Source organism: Blautia sp. NSJ-175 (assembly GCF_022867815.1).
Classification (GTDB): domain Bacteria; phylum Bacillota; class Clostridia; order Lachnospirales; family Lachnospiraceae; genus Blautia; species Blautia celeris.
Map to the genome: position 1 here is coordinate 289614 of NZ_JALIFQ010000007.1, position 18316 is coordinate 307929.

The following is an 18316-nucleotide window of genomic DNA, read 5'->3' on the forward strand; positions in this document are numbered from 1 at the left end:
GATACGCGAATATAGTATAATGAAGATACGAAAATTCCGGAGTCCGTGAAGAGACCGGGGAAGGCGGTGCGTGCTTGAAGGGATGGGAAATGCTTCTTCTGCCGGCAGCGGCAGTGCTGATGGTTTTTTTGGGAACCACATATGTGAGAAAAAAACATGAAACAGGCAGAAAGGAGATTGGATACAAAGTCTCTGCCACACTGATGGCTGTGCTTCCGGCGCTTTACCTGGCAATTCGGGAGCAGAACCGAGTATCCCTGCTCATAGCAGCGGGAACGCTCTGCTGCATGGCTGCCGATGCGCTTTTGGAGGTACAGTTTGTGACAGGTGCCGCCGTGTTTGCTGCGGCTCATCTGTTCTTTATCGCGGGGATGCTGTGCCTGGTATCACCGGGCCTGTTTACGCTGGTATTGTTTGCCTGTGTGTACGCAGTACTCTTTGCCATACTCAGGCCGTATATCAGAAAACTTGGGAAGCTGGCGGTTTTGGGGGCGCTGTATGTGGCGTTTCTCTGTGCCATGTTTTCCATGGCGGGGACTGTGTTTTTTGAAAATCCGGGGCTGTCCGGCGGGGCTGCGGCTCTTGGCGGGGCCGCGTTTGTCGCATCGGATACCATACTGGCTGTGAATCTCATAGGGGAGAAGAACAGCAGAAAATTAGATAAAATACTTCTGGTTTTGTATTACAGCGCGGTTTACCTGCTGGCTGTGTGCAGATATTTACCGGGATGAAAAAAGGAGGAAGGCTGTGTGCAGCTTTCCTCCTTTTTTCAGCTGTAACTGTGGTCCACCTGGATCACTGCGTAGTAGCAGCCCCGGAGCCCGCGGATCTGGTCTTTGACCTTGTTTACCACGTCCACTTCAGTCATGGAGAAGTCATGGGGAATGACCAGGTCGAAGATCAGATTGGAATGGGTGGGGCCTTCCACCACACGAAAATCATGCATATTCAGCCGGGGTGAGATTTCGGCGAGGATGCGGTTCACCTCCGCCTTCAGTTGATTGATATGGACATTGTCTGTGACTACCGGGTCCATATGTATGGTGGCGGAACAGTGCAGCTTTTCTTGAAGCTCCTTCTCAATGTTGTCTATCTCGTCGTGAATCTGTAAAATGTCACCGCTTGCGGGCACCTCCGCGTGCAGAGATATCATCAGTCTGCCCGGTCCGTAGTCGTGGACGATCAGGTCATGGATGCCCTGGACTGTGGGATGGGCTGTGACAAGAGATTCTATGCTTTTTACAAAGTCTTCCTTGGGCGGTTGTCCCAGAAGCGGGTTCATGGTCTCTCTCAGAGCCTGGATGCCGGTGTAGAAGATAAAGAGTCCAACCAGAATACCGCACCATCCGTCAATGAGGATACCCGTATACCGCCCCACCAGTGTGGCTGCCAGGACAACGGCCGTGGATACGGTATCACTGAGGGAATCCGCAGCCGTGGCGGACATGGCCGCGCTGTCCAGTTTTCTGCTCAGGGCCTTATTATAGTATGCCATGTACATTTTTACCAGGATAGAGGCGCAGAGGATGGCAAGGACCAGAGGACTGCTGTCCACCGGGGCGGGGTTTCTGAGTTTCTCAAAGGATGACTTCACCAGCTCAAAGGCCATGATCAGTACAGCGATTGACACAAAAAGGCCGGATATATACTCAATCCTGCCGTGTCCGAAGGGGTGTTCCGGGTCCGGCTTCTGGCCTGACATCTTAAAACCGATCAGGGTGATGACAGAGGAACCGGCGTCCGAGAGGTTGTTGAAGGCATCGGCCGTGATGGCAATGGAACCGCTGAGCATACCGGCCGCAAATTTTCCGGCAAACAGTACAAGGTTGAGAAAAATCCCCACCGCACCACTTAAAATACCATATGCCTGGCGCACCCGGGGCATGGCAGTGTTTTTATAATCCTTGATAAACAGACGTGATAATAACTGAATCATATAGCTCCCTCCAAATATTGGTTTTGTGAAATTCTCTGTTTATTTTATACGAAAGTTTGGAAAGACGCAAGAAAGCAGGAAAAAGATTTACATTCTCGGGTGCGAATGATATGATAAAAAGGAATAAAATTGCAGATAACACAGGGGGGAAATACATATGAAAAAGAGAATGAGATATATCTGCTGCCTGATGCTGGCAGCTTCCCTGACTGCCGGACTTCTGGCAGGATGCGGAAATGATACGGCCGGTACGAAGGATAAAAGCACAACAGAGGATAAAGCGCAGACAAAAGAAAAGGAACAGGACAGCCAGGAGAAAACCGGAGAAGGGGAGCAAGAGGATGCAGTGAAGTTGAATCCCGACAAACCGCTCTCCATCACGATCTGGCATTATTATAACGGTGCCCAGCAGGTGGCGTTTGACGAGCTTGTCAATGAATTCAACGAGACGGTTGGAAAAGAAAAGGGTATTTTTGTGAAAGGCTACAGCCAGGGAAATGTGAATGAACTGGAAGACGCAGTGATGGCCTCCATGAACGAGGAGGTGGGGTCTGAGGAAATGCCAAATATTTTCTCAGCCTATGCGGATGCCGCCTATACGGTGGACAAAAGGGGAAAGCTTGCGGATATCTCAGCCTACATGTCAGAGGAGGAACTGGATTCCTATGTGGATTCTTATATAGAGGAGGGAAGAATCGGGAAAGGCAATACGCTCCGCATTTTCCCCACAGCGAAATCCAGTGAGATCTTTATGATGAATAAGACAGACTGGGACAAATTTGCGGAGGCATCCGGCGCCTCCCTGGATGACCTCTCCACCCTGGAAGGGGTGACGGAGACGGCGCAGAAATATTACGAGTGGACAGATTCCCTGACCCCGGACGTGCCGGAGGACGGCAAGGCTTTCTATGGAAGGGATTCGGTTGCCAACCTCTTTGTCATCGGTTCCAAGCAGTTCGGCCAGGATATCTTCCGGGTGGAGGGCGGCAAAGCTTCCGTTTCGGCGGACCGGGAAACCATGAAAAGAATCTGGGATAACTTCTATGTGCCCTTTGTGAAGGGATATTTTACGGCGTACGGAAAATTCCGTTCAGACGATGTGAAGATCGGCGAGATCCTGGCATTTACAGGCTCCTCCACGGCGTCCATGTATTTTCCAGACGAGGTGGAGCAGGAAGACAGTGCCTACCCTATAGATTATGTGGTCCTGCCTGCGCCCTCCTTTGCAGAGGGAGAGAATTATATTGTGCAGCAGGGAGCCGGAATGGTGGTCACAGAGACCACAAAGGAAGAGGAATACGCCTCCGTATTGTTTTTAAAATGGTTCACAGAGTCAGAGAACAACATCCGTTTCAGCTGCGCTTCCGGCTATCTTCCGGTGAAGAAAGAGGCAAACAGTCTGGGGGCGGTTGACAAGGTAGTGAAAGAACAGGGACTGGAAATCCCGGATAAGACCTATGATGTCCTGGACAGCCTGTTCGGCACGCTTGAGACAGCAGTGCCTTATACCACCAAGGCGTTTGAGCACGGAACCGAGGCCAGGAAAGTTCTGGAATACAATCTGGCTGACAAGGCGGCAGAGGACAGAGCAGCTGTACAGGAGCTGATCGCCCAGGGGCAGACGCTTGAGGAAGCCTGTGCCTCATATATATCGGAGGAATCCTTCCAGAACTGGTATAACGACTTTGTGGCAGCTTTGCAGAATACCATGAATAAAGCAGAATGAGGCGGAATAGATAATGAGGAAAAGAAAGTGGACGATATTGGCTCTGTTTTGTATCCCTCTGATTGCGGTACTTGTGATACAAAGCCTTCTTTCATATGGAACAGTCCTGATCGGCGGTACCATGCGGCTGCTGGACTCCTATGCTGTGGGAATGATGGAGCAGACAGTGGAGAACAGGAAGATCACCTTGGAAAACAATATGGTCCAGCACTGGATGGAAGTCAGTGAATTTGAAGAGAAGATCACCAGAGAGCTTAACAGTCTGCTCTCATCCAACAGGACTTCCGTGGAAGACTTTCTGGGGGACAGTGTCCTCCAGAAAAAGCTTCTGCAGAATACAGCCATGTCCAGCCTGTACCAGCTCAGGAAAAATGAGGTGACAGGCAGTTTTATGATCCTGGCAAATAAGGACGGGATAAATGAGGAGGGCAGCATGACCTGTAAGGGCTATTATTTCAGGGATGCTGACCCATCTGCAAATTCTCTGGATTACTCTGATGTGCTCATTGAGCGGGGAGGCAGGGATATTGTCCATCAGACCGGGGTTGCCCTGGACAGCTACTGGACTACAGATTTTACATTTGGACCCTCAGGGCAGAACTCCAGGGATGATTTTTTTTATAAGCCCTTTGAAGCGGCAGAGAAAAATCCGGATGCCAGCTATGCTAATCTTGGATACTGGAGCGACCCTTTTTCCTTAAATGAGGGAAAGAGCGGCGGAGAATACCCGGCTGTCACGTATTCCGTGCCCCTGATCAGTGACGGTGTGGTGTACGGGGTTATGGGAGTGGAGATATCCGCCAGCCATATTCAGGATATGCTGCCGTCCAGTGAACTGAATAAAAATGAACAGAGCGGCTATATGCTGGTAAAGAGCACCGAGAAGGACCGGTGGGCGCCCCTTGTGGCTTCCGGTATTCTGGGGGAACGGCTCAAAGCAGCGGGAACGGTCCTGCGTGTGGAGGAGAGTAAGTTTGATCAAGTCTATGTCCTCAATGAGGATAAGGCCGACGGGGAACTCTACGCGTCAGCCAAAAAGCTGCATCTCTATAACACAAACACCCCCTTTGAGGATGAGGAATGGTTTCTGGTAGGCGTGCAGAAGGATGATGCCATATTCGGGATCGGACGGCAGATTCTGTGGAAGGTGCTGGCAGCTATTCTGGTGGCCCTGGTATTCGGCATAATCTGTACATATCTGGTGGCAAGCCACGTGACAGACCCCATCCGGCGCCTGGCAGAATGTATACGCAGCAGTGCCGGTAAGAACCTGGAGCAGTTTAAGACCTCCGGAGTATCCGAGGTGGATGAGCTTTACGATGTGGTGAAAAACCTGACCAGCCGGCAGGAGCAGGCTGAGAGGGGGCTTACAGAGGAGAAGGAGCGCTACCGGATCGCCCTGCAGAGCAGTGATGATATTTTCTTTACTTATGATCTGAGCGGAGGGGAGATTGAGCTGTTCAACTACCCCGAACGGGACGGGCAGGCAGTCAGATACAGAATAACAGAAGAAATGGATCGGCTGGAAACCCGTACATATCCGGAGGACAGCAGGAAGCTGGAACAGGCATTCTCGGGAGATGAGGATGTGATCTATGTGGAGTTCCGGGGAAAACGCGACAGCACGGAGGATTACCGCTGGAGGCTGTTAAAGGGTGAGGTGATCAAGGACGAAAATGGCAGGAAGACTAAGATCATCGGCAGTATCCGTGATATCCACGAACAGAAGATACAGGAACTCAGGGAGATTGAGTCTGCGAAGCGTGACCCCATAACAAAGCTGCATACCCAGAGAGAGGGACGCCGGTATCTGACGGAGGTACTCACACGGGGCGACAGCGGCTGCATGGTGCTTCTGGATCTGGATGGATTCCGCATTCTCAATGAGACCTACGGCCTTATCTTCGGGGATGTGATCCTGGAGGAAATCGGCACGCTGCTGCTTGCTAAAAAGGAGCGGTTCATGCAGACCCGGGAGCAGGAAATCCTGCTGGTGCGCCAGGGCGGGGATGAGATCCTTATCTGGCTTCCGAATTTTACCGGGGAACAGACCGTGCAGTTTATGGAGGAAGTGAGGGAAGAAATCTCACAGCTTTACCAGGGAGCGGAATTCCGCGTCCATGTATCAATCGGTGCCTGTATGAGGAATAACTCCAATCTGGGATATGTCCAGCTTCTTCGCAGGGTGCGCTGTGCGCTGACCTTTGCCAAGCAGAAAAAAGACGGAAAGGTGTATTTCTACCGGGAGATTCCAAGCCAGACCAAAGAGAATATCCTGACGGAGATCAACGATATAGCCAGCATCACCAGCGGACCTCAGCTCAATATGGTTTCTCTTACCCTGAATTTCTTTGATAAGGGGGGAGACATGGCATCCATTCTGGCTGTGCTTTTTGTGAAGATGGGCCGCTATTACGGGGCAACGGATATTCTCATGACTTCCGTGGACCGGGATTTCCATACCGCGTATATTTCCCACCAGTGGCACAGAGACCCGTCGGATCATCAGGAAAAGGACATGAAGCGTTTTACGGCAGAGGAGTTTAAAGCGCTGACGGAGCAGTATGGCTCTGAACCTTTCCTGCTGGACGGAAGAAAAATGACGGAGCGCCAGCGGAAATTCCTTATGATGCCAAAGACGAAACGGGGATTCAGTGTTCCCATGACAGACGGAGGAAAATATATAGGTTCCATCACGCTGACAGCAGAGGCAGACGCGGTTCTGTGGGATAAAAAAGAGCAGAGCAATATCCAGGAGGCTGCCAAGATCATTGAGAACAATCTGAACAAAGTACGTTACGACCAGGCGAGCAGGGCCAAGAGCGAATTCCTATCCAGAATGTCCCATGAGATCCGGACCCCTATGAACGCGATCATAGGTATGACGGAAATCGCCATGCAGGATAAGGAGGTGCCGCCAAAGGTACAGACCTATCTGGAAAAAATCAGCAGCTCTTCAGACTATCTTCTTTCGCTGATTAATGATATACTGGATATGTCCAAGATTGAGAGCGGCAAGATGAAGCTGGAGATGCTGGATTTTGACCTGGAGCAGTGGGTGAGGAACATAGATGATCTGATCGGGCCGCAGGCTGCGCAGAAGGGAATCTTCTATACAACGAAGACCCATTTGATACAGAAGTGGGTGATGGGAGATGCCATGCATCTGAAACAGGTGCTGATCAATCTTCTGGGAAATGCCCTGAAGTTTACAGGAAAAGACGGACATATCCTCTTTGCTGTAAGCCAGCGCCGGACGGCACCGGACAGGACAGAGATTTCCTTCTCTGTGGAAGATACCGGAATCGGAATCGAAGCGGAGGACCAGAAACGCATTTTCCATTCCTTTGAACAGGCAGGCGAGAGCACGGCCCGCAAGTTTGGCGGAACCGGCCTGGGGCTTGCCATCAGCAGCCAGCTTGTGCAGATGATGGATGGGGAGATCAGCCTGGAAAGTGAGCCTGACAAGGGCAGCAGATTCTCTTTTGCCATTGTCCTGAAGGACGGCACAAAGCAGGCGGAGGAAGAGGCGGTTCCCGGAGAGCTGGATGCCCTGCAGGGCAGACGGATCCTGGTGGTGGAGGACAATGAACTGAACGCGGAGATCGCCGGTTCTATTCTGAACCTTCACGGCATTGAGGCAGAGCGGGCGGTCAACGGGCTTTTGGGCGTGAAGGCATTTTCTGAGAAGGAGCCGGGATATTACGACGCGATTCTCATGGATATCCGCATGCCGGTCATGGACGGTTTGGAGGCCACTAAGGAGATACGGAAGCTGCCCAGAGAAGATGCCAGGACCATCCCGATCATTGCCATGACGGCCAATGCGTTTGATGAGGATATGAAAAAGTCCATTGAGAGCGGTATGAACGGCCATCTGGCAAAGCCCATTGACTTTAAGGAACTGATGCAGACGCTGCTGAGAGTCATAGGCAGCAGGAATTGACCCTTTTATTTTGGTAACTCTTATCTGCCGGGCAGATAATGGTTAATATAATTGTACAGGAGGTATTGATTTATGAGAGCAGAATTTGATGAGACACTGGTAACCGGCAATGACATGATCGATTCCCAGCACAAGGAGCTGATCGGCAAGATCAACCAGCTTCTGGAGAGCTGTGAGGATGGACAGGGGAAGGTAAAGGCAGTTAAGATGCTGGATTACCTGCTTGACTACACAGAATTTCATTTCAGTGCAGAGGAAAAGCTCCAGGAGGAGATTGAATATCCGGGACTGGAAAAGCACAGGGAAAAACATAACGAATTCCGCCAGGCAGTGAAAGAGCTCCAGGAGATGCTGGAGGAAGAGGAAGGTCCCACAGAGAACTTTGTAAAACAGGTGGAAAAAAATGTTGTGGACTGGTTATATGACCATATCAAGGGATTTGACCGCTCCGTGGCTGAATACAAATTTATGCGCTCCAATCCGGAGAGGCTGTAAAAAACATAGGGGGCGGGAGGCTTCAGGCTGTCCCGCTCCTTTTCTGTTAAATTTATAGAAAGGGTAAGAATGATGAGCGAAGAAAAATACTGGGAGGGAAAGCAGTACGCATTTTTCAGCCATAAGGACTGCGAATACTTCCCCTGCCATAAGACAAATGACCCGGAAAATTTCAACTGCCTGTTCTGCTACTGTCCTCTGTATGCCCTGGGCGACCAGTGCGGCGGAAATTTCCGTTATACAAAAGAGGGCATAAAAGACTGCAGCAAATGCGGCCTTCCCCACAAGCGGGACAATTTTGGGTACATCACGGGCAAATACAATGAGATCATGGAGATTGCAAAGAAGAACCGCAGGAATCCAGATAAGGAATGACCCGTGACAAATCTTCACATATGAGATCACAAAAGGGACGGATCTCATCCACAGCAGGTGTCAGGTCCGGTACCATACAGGACCAGGCACCTGCGGCTTTGGCGGCACGGATGCCGTTTAGACTGTCCTCCAGAATCAGGCACTGCTTGGGCGGTGTCTGTAGTTTTTCTGCGGCAGTCAGAAAGATCTCCGGGTCCGGTTTTCCTTTTGTCACCTCATCTCCGCAGACCGAGGCGGTGATATAAGGAGTGACACCTGCCATGTCCCAGTAACGGGAAGCCTCACTTCTGGCAGTGGAGGTGGCAACTGCAGCCGGGATCCTGTGATCCTTCAGGTATGTAAGAAGCTCCATCAGTCCTTTCTTGAGGGGAACCCCATGCTTTTCTATATATTCCCTTTGATACTGTGTCCGGATGGCACGGCCCCGGTCATAGTCCACAGCTCCGTCAAACCACTTTTCAAAAAGTTTGCGGCTTCGTTCCCTTGTGCCTCCCCGCATCTGGCTCAGATGGTATTCTGTCAGGGTAAAGCCCATTTCCCGGCTGGCTTTCTCCCAGCCTGCTTTCATCAGGCGCTCTGTGTCGAACATCAGACCGTCCATATCAAAAATCACTGCGTTTATTTTCATTTCCCATATCTCCTGTAAAATTTTCTCAGACAAAAAAGCAAATCCATTATAGCATAGAATCCGGGAATATGCTAAACTTTTCGGGAGAGGAGATTCGATTACATATGAAGATCATAATTTCACCGGCTAAGAAAATGAATATAAATACAGATGAACCCTTTGAGACCACCACGCCTGTCTTTTTAAAGGATGCCCGGGTCCTGAGAGGAAGACTGCGGGAAATGGAGTATGGGGAACTGAAAAAGCTGTGGCAGTGCAATGACAAAATTGCAGAAGAAAATTTTATGAGGTTAAAGGAGCTGGATCTGGATACGCATTTGACACCGGCTGTGCTGTCTTATGAGGGCATCCAGTATCAGTATATGGCACCTCAGGTGTTTTCAGAGAGACAGTGGGCATATGTAAAAGAGCACCTGAGGATCCTGTCAGGACTTTACGGTGTGCTGAAGCCCATGGATGGCGTGATCCCATACCGCCTGGAAATGCAGGCAAAATTAAGGACAGGGGATGCAAAAGACCTGTATGCCTTCTGGGGTGATAAGATTTACAGGGAGCTGTCCCAAGGAGAGGATTTTATTCTGAACCTGGCCTCAAAAGAGTACAGCAGGGCAGCAGAGAAATACGCCGGCAGAGAAATGCGCTTTGTCACCTGTATCTTCGGAGAGCTTCAGGACGGAAAGGTGAAGGTAAAGGGAACCATGGCGAAGATGGCCAGGGGAGAGATGGTGCGCTGGCTCTCGGAAAAGAATATCACGGAGCCGGAGAAAATCAAAGCGTTTGCCGGTCTGTCTTATGGATACGACGAGGGCCGTTCCACAGAGAATGAGCTGGTCTTTTTAAAATAATGTGATAAAAGAAAGCCCCCGAATCCCGGCAAAGGGATAAGGGGGTTACTGCGTGTCAGAAATCCCTGGTAATATTCTGCAGCCATTTGTAGCTCTTGTAATGCCGGTAAATAAAGGGCATTTTCACAAATTCATCCAGGCAGATGAGGAAATAGACCCACATAGGGGGAAGCTTCAGCAGGAAGGCGCTGATAAAGCCCAGGGGAACAGCGAACAGCCACATATCAATAAAGTCACAGAGGAATCCCCACCTGGAATCCCCGCCGGAGCGGAAGATACCGCAGATCACGGTGGTATTCATGGCCTGTCCCAGTACATAGTACATATTGATATAGAGCATGGTGCTCAGATATCCCTGCGCCGTTGGGGTCAGGTCAGCCATGTTCATAAACAGGGGGCGCAGAAGGAAAATAATGATTCCCCCCGCGATTCCGCTTAAAAATGTGATCTTGCAGAACCGTGTGGAATCCTCCTTCACCGTGTCCATAAACCCGGCGCCAATGGATTTGCCCAGAAGGATGGCGCCTGCGTTGGCAAGGCCGAAGCATACCACTGTGCCCAGATTCCTGGCTACGATCACCACGGCGTTGGCGGCCACCATGTCACTTCCCAGGTGTCCCATGATCACAGAGTACATGGAGAAGGCCACACCCCAGGAGACCTCATTTCCGAAGGCCGGCAGGGAGTAGCGTATAAAATCCTGAAACAGCAGCTTGTGGCGCTCAATAATGGTTTTTGGCCGGAACCGTATGGTCTTAAAACGGCAGGCATCCAGCAGACAGATGGCAAGCTCCACGCCCCTTGCAATGGTGGTTGCCATAGCGACTCCCACAATGCCCATTTTGGGAAGCCCGAACAGTCCGAAAATAAAAACAGCATTCAGAACAATATTCAGCCCCAGCGCAGATGCATTGGTGGCTGTGGCGAAGATCACCCGCTCTATGGAGCGCATGGTGCACAGATAGACCTGTGAGATGCTCATGAACAGATAAGAGATACCCACGATCCTGAGATAGGGGATACCTGCGGTGATCAGCTCCTGGTCAGAGGTGAAGATCACCATGAGCAGTCTGGGGAAGAAACAGGCCAGTACAAAGAACAGGGAGGATATGAGGATCGACAGGCGCATGCCGATTCCCATGATCCGCTCAATGGTCTCAGTATCCTGTTTGCCCCAGTACTGTGCAGCCAGCATGATGACACCGGATGCTATGCCGGAGTAGACCAGATTCAGGATGAACATGATCTGGCTTGCCAGGGAACCGGCAGACAGGGCGGTCTGGCTGACCCAGCCCAGCATGATCACATCAGCGGAGCTTACCGCGGTGGTGATCAGATTCTGGATGACAATGGGCAGTGCCAGCCGGAACATATCTTTGTAAAAGGTGGATTGTCTTGTTGCAGCGATTTCCATTATGTAGAACCTCTCCTGATCCAAATAGTATTTTTGCAGTCTATCCTCTAGTATAATAGATTTTCCCGGAAATGTCATACAATAATTGGTGAAAAATCTATAATATTTTGACTTGTTCTTGTTTTTAAGAGGGTTTTTGTCTATAATGGAAAAAATAATGTGAATTTATATAAGGGAGAGAGAAGCCATGTATCGAGTATTGCTATTTGACCTGGACGGCACACTGACCGCATCCGGGGAAGGGATAACCAAGTCCGTTCAGTACGCCCTGCATAAGATGGGGAGAGAGGCGGAGGATTTGAAGGCGCTGGAGGTGTTTGTGGGCCCTCCGCTTCTGGAGCAGTTTATGCGATACTGCGGCATGTCAGAGGAGGAGGCGGTGCAGGCTGTCCGTTTCTACCGGGAACGGTACAATGTGACCGGCCTGTTTGAAAACAGTCCTTATGACGGCGTCAGGGAGATGCTTGAGACGCTGAGAGCCAGAGGCTTTATACTGGGCGTGGCATCCTCTAAGCCGGACGGCATGGTAAAACGCATCCTGGAACACTTTGAGCTTTCAGAGTATTTCCATGAAATCGTGGGAAGCGACCCGGAGAAGATGAAAATGTCCAAGGCGGATGTGATCGAAATTATCCTTGAGAGACTGGGATACCGGGACAGAAGAGGGGAAGCGGTCATGATCGGGGACAGGGACCAGGATGTAAACGGCGCGGCTAAGGCTGAAGTTGCCTGCATAGGAGTCACATACGGATACGGCAGCTATGAGGAACTTTCACAGGCGGGAGCAGACAAGATCGTCCGGAGTGTAAAGGAACTGGAGGAGTACCTGCTGAATGGCTGAATGGTCAAGAGAAAAGAGGAATCAGATATGAATGGAAAGAAAATGTACGATATAGGAAAAGAATTGTTCTCCACCCCGGCTTATCCCGGGGACCCGGTGCCGGGAAAGACACCCTATTATGAGATAGAAAAGGGAGATGACTGTAATCTGACCGTGCTCACCATGGGAAGCCATAACGGCACCCACTTAGATGCGCCGAAGCACTTCTGTGCAGGAAAGCACGGAGTGGACAAAATCCCACTGGAAAAATGCATGGGAGTGTGCAGAGTCGCGGAATCTGCAGGCACAGTACAGGCGGAGGATATGGAACGGATGCTGGCGGACGGCACAAAAAAGCTGCTGGTGAAGGGGGATATTCTGCTGACGCCGGAAGCTGCCGCTGTGTGCGCCCGGGCAGAGCTGGATCTGATCGGCGTGGAGGACCAGACCGTGGGAGATTCGGAGACCCAGAAGGAGATACACAGAATACTTTTGGGAGCAGAGATCGTAATCGTGGAGGGACTTGTGCTTAAGGAGGTACCGCAGGGGGAATATTTCCTGGCAGCCCAGCCAATGAAAATGGCGGATCTGGATGGCTCACCGGTGCGTCCGGTTCTGATCGAGATATAAAAAAGGTGTCGGCAATTGCCGGCACCTTTTAAAATATTCAGGATACGGTTTCCCCGTTAAGGGATTCTGCCCCTGCGCCCTGCTTTTTCGGGTTGACCTGGGCAAGGATGATGGCAGCAAACATAAGTACACAGCCGGTGATCTCCTTGGCAGAGAGACTCTGGTGGAGAATCATCCATCCCGCCAGAACCGATACCACAGATTCCAGGCTCAGGATCAGGGAAGCGATGGTGGGATCACAGCCCTTCTGCCCGATGATCTGGAAGGTATAAGCCACTCCGCAGGAGAGGATTCCCGCATAGAGAATGGGCAGCCATGCCTGCAGGATATTGCTCATGCGCGGTGTTTCCAGCAGAAACATAGGAATTGCCGACAGAGCGGCAGATATAAAAAACTGGATGCAGGACAGCTTGGTTCCGCTGACCTTCACAGAAAAGTGATCCACGATCATAATGTGGATGGAAAAACAGAAGGAGCAGATCAAGATAAGAAAGTCTCCTTTGCTCAGGGAAAAGCTTCCTGTCATACACAGAAGATACAGACCCACCAGCGCGATCACCACGCTGATCCAGATGCGCAGCCCGGGCTTCCTTTTCAGAAAGATTCCCAGTATGGGCACAAGGATGATATACAAAGCTGTGATAAATCCTGCCTTGCCCACCGTGGTGTACTGAATGCCCACCTGCTGAAGAGAGGTGGAAATAAAAAGCATCAGGCCGCAGAGACCGCCGCCTATGAATAGATCACGGGGGCGGTCAAAGGTCTGTGAGGACTGGCTGCCGTCATGGTCCTTCCGGACATTTTTTCTGCCCAGAAGGAAGATGCAGGGGATGAGGACTAGGCCGCCCAGCAGGGTCCTTACCATATTAAAGGTATAAGGACCCACATAGTCCATGCCTACGCTCTGTGCCACAAAAGCCACTCCCCAGATAACTGCGGCGGTGAACAGCAGCAGAAAATTCTTGGATTGTTTTGCTGTCATGTAGAAAGCTCCTTCTTACTGTTCCAGGCTCTTATGGTACTCCTGCAGGGATTTCAAAGAGCCGTGTTCCTTACGGATCACTGCTGCGATGCCTTTGGCACTTGCCAGGGCAGCAGACATGGTGGTCAGGTAAGGTATTTTTTTATTGATCGCTGTTTTTCTCAGGTAGGAGTCATCGTATTTGCTCTGTTTTCCGGCCGGAGAGTTTACGATCAGATCCACTTCCCCGTTTACCATGGCATCGTAGATGTTGGGACGGCCTTCCTGCAGCTTCTTGAGAATCTTGCAGGGAACTCCGTTTTCTGTAAAATACTGTCCGCAGCCCTCTGTGGATACAATGGTGAAGCCCAGCTCGTGAAGCTGTTTTGCAACCTCCAGAGCCTGAACCCGGTCTCCCTTGTTGACACTTACCAGTGCGTTGCCGGACAGCGGAAGCTTGGCGCCTGCTGCCTCCTGGGCTTTGTAATATGCCAGGCCGAAGGACTCACTCAGGCCCAGAACCTCGCCTGTGGAACGCATTTCCGGTCCCAGAAGAGGGTCAACTTCCGGGAACATGTTGAACGGGAATACAGCTTCCTTGACACCGTAGTACGGATGTGCCTTTTCGGAGAAGGATGTCACGTCCGGGCGTTCCCCTGTCAGTTCGTATGTCATGAGCTTTGTGGCAATATTGGCCATGTTGATGTTGCAGACCTTGGAAACAAGAGGCACAGTACGGGATGCACGGGGGTTGGCTTCCAAAACGTAAACTTTTCCCTCGCAGATGGCATACTGCATGTTCATAAGACCTACAACGCCCATTTCACAGGCGATGGCTGTGGTGTACTCACGGATGAGCTTTTTGTTCTCCTCGGAGATTTCCACAGACGGAATCACACAGGCAGAGTCTCCGGAGTGGACACCGGCCTGTTCAATGTGCTGCATAACGGTAGGAACAAAAGCGTGGGAGCCGTCAGAGATGGCATCTGTCTCACATTCCAGCGCGTTCTGCAGGAATTTGTCCATGAGGATAGGACGTTCCGGTGTCACATCAATGGCTGCTGCCATGTAATCACGGAGCATATTGTCATCATATACCACTTCCATTCCGCGGCCGCCCAGTACATAGGAAGGACGAACCATCATAGGATAGCCGATGCGGTGTGCGATTTCCAGTGCCTCATCCACATTGACAGCCATTCCTGATTCCGGCATGGGGATATTCAGCTTCTTCATCATGGCATTGAACAGGTCACGGTCCTCAGCCATATCAATGACAGCCGGGGAAGTACCCAGGATGTGGGCGCCGCGTCTCTCCAGTTCCGCCGCGATGTTGAGCGGTGTCTGGCCGCCGAACTGTACAATGACACCCAGCGGTTTTTCCTTATTATAGATAGACATGACATCTTCTACGGTCAGAGGCTCAAAGTACAGCTTGTCGGAAGTGTCGTAGTCTGTGGATACGGTCTCAGGGTTGCAGTTGACCATGATGGTCTCAAAGCCTAAGTCTCTCAGGGTAAAGGCAGCGTGTACACAGCAGTAGTCAAATTCAATACCCTGTCCGATCCTGTTTGGACCGCCGCCCAGTACCATGACTTTTCGTCCGTCTGATACGGGTGCTTTGTCCTCCCCGTTGTAGGTGGAGTAATAGTAGGCAGCAGGTTCTTCCACACCGCTTACCGGAACTGCATCCCAGCGCTCATTCATGCCCAGCGCTTCTCTTTTCCTGAACAGTTCCCATTCATCCACGTCCAGAAGCTCTGCCAGATATTTGTCTGAGAAGCCGTCCTTTTTAGCCTGAATCAGCAGTTCGTCGGGCAGGCTGCTGCCGCGGCAGGCCAGAATCTTTTCTTCCAGGTCAACCAGCTCTTTCATCTGTTCCAGGAACCACATTTTGATGCGTGTCATCTCATGAAGTTTGGCAAGCGGAGCGCCCTTGCGGATAGCTTCGTAGATGATAAACTGTCTCTCGCTGGTAGGCTCTGCCAGTTTCACATACAGCTCATCCAGAGTAAGCTCATGAAAATCCTTGGCGAATCCCAGACCGTAGCGGCCTTTTTCCAGGGAACGGATCGCTTTCTGGAGGGCTTCCTTATAGTTCTTGCCGATGGACATAACCTCACCCACAGCTTTCATCTGTGTGCCCAGCTTGTCCTCTGCTTTTTTGAATTTCTCAAAGGCCCAGCGCGCGAATTTCACAACCACATAATCGCCGGAGGGCTTGTAGTCTGCCAGGGAGCCTCCCTTATAATAAGGAATCTCTGCCAGTGTGAGTCCTGCAGCCAGCAGTGCGGACACATAGGCAATGGGGAATCCGGTCGCCTTGGAGGCCAGCGCTGAGGAGCGGGAGGTTCTCGGATTGATCTCAATGATGATGATACGGTCTGTCTTGGGATCATGGGCAAACTGTACGTTGGTTCCGCCGATGACACCGATGGATTCCACAATGGCGTGTGCCTGTTTTTCCAGACGGTCCTGTACCTCCTGGGAAATCGTCAGCATAGGAGCGGAACAGAAGGAATCACCTGTATGTACACCCATGGGATCAATATTTTCTATGAAACAAATGGAGATTTTTTTGCCTGTTGCATCGCGGACAACTTCCACTTCCAGCTCTTCCCATCCGATAACAGACTCTTCAATGAGAATCTGGTTCACCATGGATGCCGCAATACCGCGGGCTGCCACTTTTCTGAGCTCTTCCTCATTATATACAATACCGCCGCCGGTACCGCCCATAGTGTAGGCAGGACGGATGACACAGGGATATCCAAGCTCGGATGCAATCTTCACTGCCTCCTCAACGGTGTAAGCCGGTGCGCTCTTAGCCATCTCAATGCCCAGTTCATTCATGGCCTGTTTGAAAGCGATACGGTCTTCGCCGCGGTTGATGGCGTCAACCTGAACGCCGATGACTTCTACCTTATATTTTTCTAAAACACCTGCGTTGTACAGCTCTTCGCAGAGGTTCAGTCCTGACTGTCCGCCCAGGTTTGGGAGCAGGGCGTCCGGTCTTTCTTTTTCTATGATCTCTGTGAGCCGGTCTACGTTCAGCGGTTCAATGTAAGTGACGTCAGCTGTTGCCGGGTCTGTCATAATGGTTGCCGGGTTGGAATTGACCAGTACGATCTCGTAACCCAGGCTTTTCAATGCTTTACATGCCTGTGTTCCGGAGTAGTCAAATTCGCATGCCTGTCCGATGATGATAGGTCCGGAACCGATAATCAGAATTTTGTGAATGTCATTTCTCTTTGGCATAGCTATCCTCCATTTTTTCTTTATGCTATAGAAACATGATAATAGAAGGCCTGTATATCACGCCTTCGGTCAGGGACAATTATAGCATAGTCATATATTTTGCCGCAAGAGTAAATAGGTCGAAAAAAGTAGATAAAATTTGCGGTTTGCGGTATACTCTTCAGGTAACCTGCATAAGGAAGGGGAATCCTATCGCCCAAAGGCAGGCAAAGAACAGAAGAACAGGAGTGAAACACACATGATAGCAGATAAGGAAGAAATCCATATCGGACAGGTCATAGTACATATTCTGGATTCCACAGTGGGCATGCCGGTACTGTCCGACAAGGTACTTGATTACGGTTCTGATTTTGCGGATTTTCTGAAAGCCCATATATTCAGGATCGACACAAGTGACGAGATACGAAGCTGCAGCTTTTCCGAGGAGGAGTCCACTATTTACAAGTACATGGAAGAATATGACTCTGAGAATTTTGTTGAGATTTCCAAGAAAACAGCCCAGGAGCTTTTCACCATCATGAACCAGAATATTGAGATTCCGCCCGCGGACCTTCTGGTGGCGGAATATCAGGTGGACCGTCATAAATATCTGGCGCTTTTAAAAATGAATTACCGCACATCCTACACCCATATGACAAGTGCGGACCCCTGGGGCAACAACAATGACATTATCATGCAGAAGGCCATCCTGCCGGGAGAGACACAGAAGCTTTCTGAGGCGGCCCTGCTTGACCTGGGAGCACCTAAGTATGTGCGCCTGGTGGAGAAAAAGTATGATGTGAACGGCGTAAAGACCAATTATTTCTCAAAACTGTTTTTAAAATGTCAGGGCTCCCTGTCTGCCAAGACGCGGCTTTCCATTGTGAATAAAGCGGTGACGGATGTACAGAAAAAGTATTACAATGAGTCCGAGCAGTTTGAGGTGCAGATGGAGACCAAGAGCATCATCAATCAGGAGCTCTCAAGTGAAGGGGCACTGGATGTGCCTGTGGTTATAGAGAAGATCTTTAAGGAGCATCCCCAGATGAAGGAGGAGGTGCAGGAGAAGCTGGAGAAATACAATCTGGCCGAGACCCGGGTGGAACCACAGAATCCCACCACCACCAAAAAGTTCACAAAACAACACCTGCTCACCGACACGGGAATTGAGCTTAAAATCCCCATGGAGGAGTACAATAATAAGGATAAAGTGGAATTTATCACCAATCCGGACGGAACCATATCCGTTCTCATAAAAAACATCGGGAGCATTGAGAGTCGTTAATAAAATTGTGGCGTTTTA

Annotated in this window: 14 protein-coding genes; 9 read left to right on the top strand and 5 right to left on the bottom strand. The window is 50.6% G+C overall.

Annotated features, from left to right (window positions below; translation table 11 throughout):
* The first annotated feature begins 74 nt into the window (after nucleotides 1–74).
* Nucleotides 75–731: a lysoplasmalogenase family protein gene (locus MUB35_RS13730; RefSeq protein ID WP_054352406.1), complete on the top strand. Its 657-nt coding sequence runs from the start codon at nucleotides 75–77 to the stop codon at nucleotides 729–731.
* 38 nt (nucleotides 732–769) lie between these two features.
* Here MUB35_RS13730 and MUB35_RS13735 read toward each other — a convergent pair whose 3' ends face one another.
* Complete coding sequence (locus MUB35_RS13735; RefSeq protein ID WP_033143436.1) at nucleotides 770–1936, bottom strand: cation diffusion facilitator family transporter; 1167 nt, start codon at nucleotides 1934–1936, stop codon at nucleotides 770–772.
* 157 nt (nucleotides 1937–2093) lie between these two features.
* Here MUB35_RS13735 and MUB35_RS13740 point away from each other — a divergent pair, with 157 nt between their 5' ends.
* The 4 genes from MUB35_RS13740 (at nucleotide 2094) to MUB35_RS13755 (ending at nucleotide 8478) form a co-directional block, all read left to right on the top strand.
* Nucleotides 2094–3662, top strand: a complete 1569-nt coding sequence (locus MUB35_RS13740) for an extracellular solute-binding protein (RefSeq protein WP_244806377.1) — start codon at nucleotides 2094–2096, stop codon at nucleotides 3660–3662.
* A gap of 13 nt (nucleotides 3663–3675) precedes the next feature.
* The gene (locus MUB35_RS13745; protein ID WP_244806378.1) at nucleotides 3676–7608 is read left to right on the top strand and encodes an ATP-binding protein; all 3933 of its coding nucleotides are present in this window, start codon (nucleotides 3676–3678) and stop codon (nucleotides 7606–7608) included.
* Nucleotides 7609–7680: 72 nt separating this feature from the next.
* Nucleotides 7681–8103: a bacteriohemerythrin gene (locus MUB35_RS13750; protein ID WP_033143433.1), complete on the top strand. Its 423-nt coding sequence runs from the start codon at nucleotides 7681–7683 to the stop codon at nucleotides 8101–8103.
* Nucleotides 8104–8175: 72 nt separating this feature from the next.
* A complete protein-coding gene (locus tag MUB35_RS13755) occupies nucleotides 8176–8478 on the top strand; it encodes a cysteine-rich small domain-containing protein (protein ID WP_033143504.1) in 303 nt (100 codons plus the stop codon).
* Here MUB35_RS13755 and MUB35_RS13760 read toward each other — a convergent pair.
* Nucleotides 8432–9106 (bottom strand): HAD family hydrolase, encoded by a 675-nt coding sequence (locus MUB35_RS13760; protein WP_244806379.1) that lies wholly within the window; start codon nucleotides 9104–9106, stop codon nucleotides 8432–8434. The genes MUB35_RS13755 and MUB35_RS13760 overlap by 47 nt on opposite strands.
* Before the next feature lie 104 nt (nucleotides 9107–9210).
* Between MUB35_RS13760 and yaaA the strand changes: the two genes are divergently transcribed.
* Nucleotides 9211–9951 carry a peroxide stress protein YaaA gene (yaaA, locus tag MUB35_RS13765; RefSeq protein ID WP_244806380.1) on the top strand — a complete coding sequence of 247 codons (741 nt, stop codon included), beginning with the start codon at nucleotides 9211–9213 and terminating at the stop codon, nucleotides 9949–9951.
* Nucleotides 9952–10006: 55 nt separating this feature from the next.
* Here yaaA and MUB35_RS13770 read toward each other — a convergent pair whose 3' ends face one another.
* Nucleotides 10007–11365 carry an MATE family efflux transporter gene (locus tag MUB35_RS13770; RefSeq protein ID WP_033143430.1) on the bottom strand — a complete coding sequence of 453 codons (1359 nt, stop codon included), beginning with the start codon at nucleotides 11363–11365 and terminating at the stop codon, nucleotides 10007–10009.
* A gap of 187 nt (nucleotides 11366–11552) precedes the next feature.
* Between MUB35_RS13770 and MUB35_RS13775 the strand changes: the two genes are divergently transcribed.
* Both MUB35_RS13775 and MUB35_RS13780 read left to right on the top strand, forming a co-directional pair.
* Nucleotides 11553–12206, top strand: coding sequence for an HAD-IA family hydrolase (locus MUB35_RS13775; RefSeq protein WP_103731176.1), 654 nt, complete (start codon nucleotides 11553–11555; stop codon nucleotides 12204–12206).
* A gap of 27 nt (nucleotides 12207–12233) precedes the next feature.
* Nucleotides 12234–12815 (top strand): cyclase family protein, encoded by a 582-nt coding sequence (locus tag MUB35_RS13780; RefSeq protein ID WP_158587308.1) that lies wholly within the window; start codon nucleotides 12234–12236, stop codon nucleotides 12813–12815.
* 37 nt (nucleotides 12816–12852) lie between these two features.
* Here MUB35_RS13780 and MUB35_RS13785 read toward each other — a convergent pair whose 3' ends face one another.
* Both MUB35_RS13785 and carB read right to left on the bottom strand, forming a co-directional pair.
* On the bottom strand, nucleotides 12853–13797 hold the full coding sequence (locus MUB35_RS13785; protein WP_244806381.1) for a DMT family transporter: 945 nt from the start codon (nucleotides 13795–13797) through the stop codon (nucleotides 12853–12855).
* Nucleotides 13798–13812: 15 nt separating this feature from the next.
* Nucleotides 13813–17034: a carbamoyl-phosphate synthase large subunit gene (gene carB, locus MUB35_RS13790; RefSeq protein ID WP_033143427.1), complete on the bottom strand. Its 3222-nt coding sequence runs from the start codon at nucleotides 17032–17034 to the stop codon at nucleotides 13813–13815.
* A 238-nt stretch (nucleotides 17035–17272) separates the two neighbouring features.
* Here carB and MUB35_RS13795 point away from each other — a divergent pair, with 238 nt between their 5' ends.
* Nucleotides 17273–18298: a nucleoid-associated protein gene (locus tag MUB35_RS13795; RefSeq protein WP_033143426.1), complete on the top strand. Its 1026-nt coding sequence runs from the start codon at nucleotides 17273–17275 to the stop codon at nucleotides 18296–18298.
* Nucleotides 18299–18316: the final 18 nt, after the last annotated feature.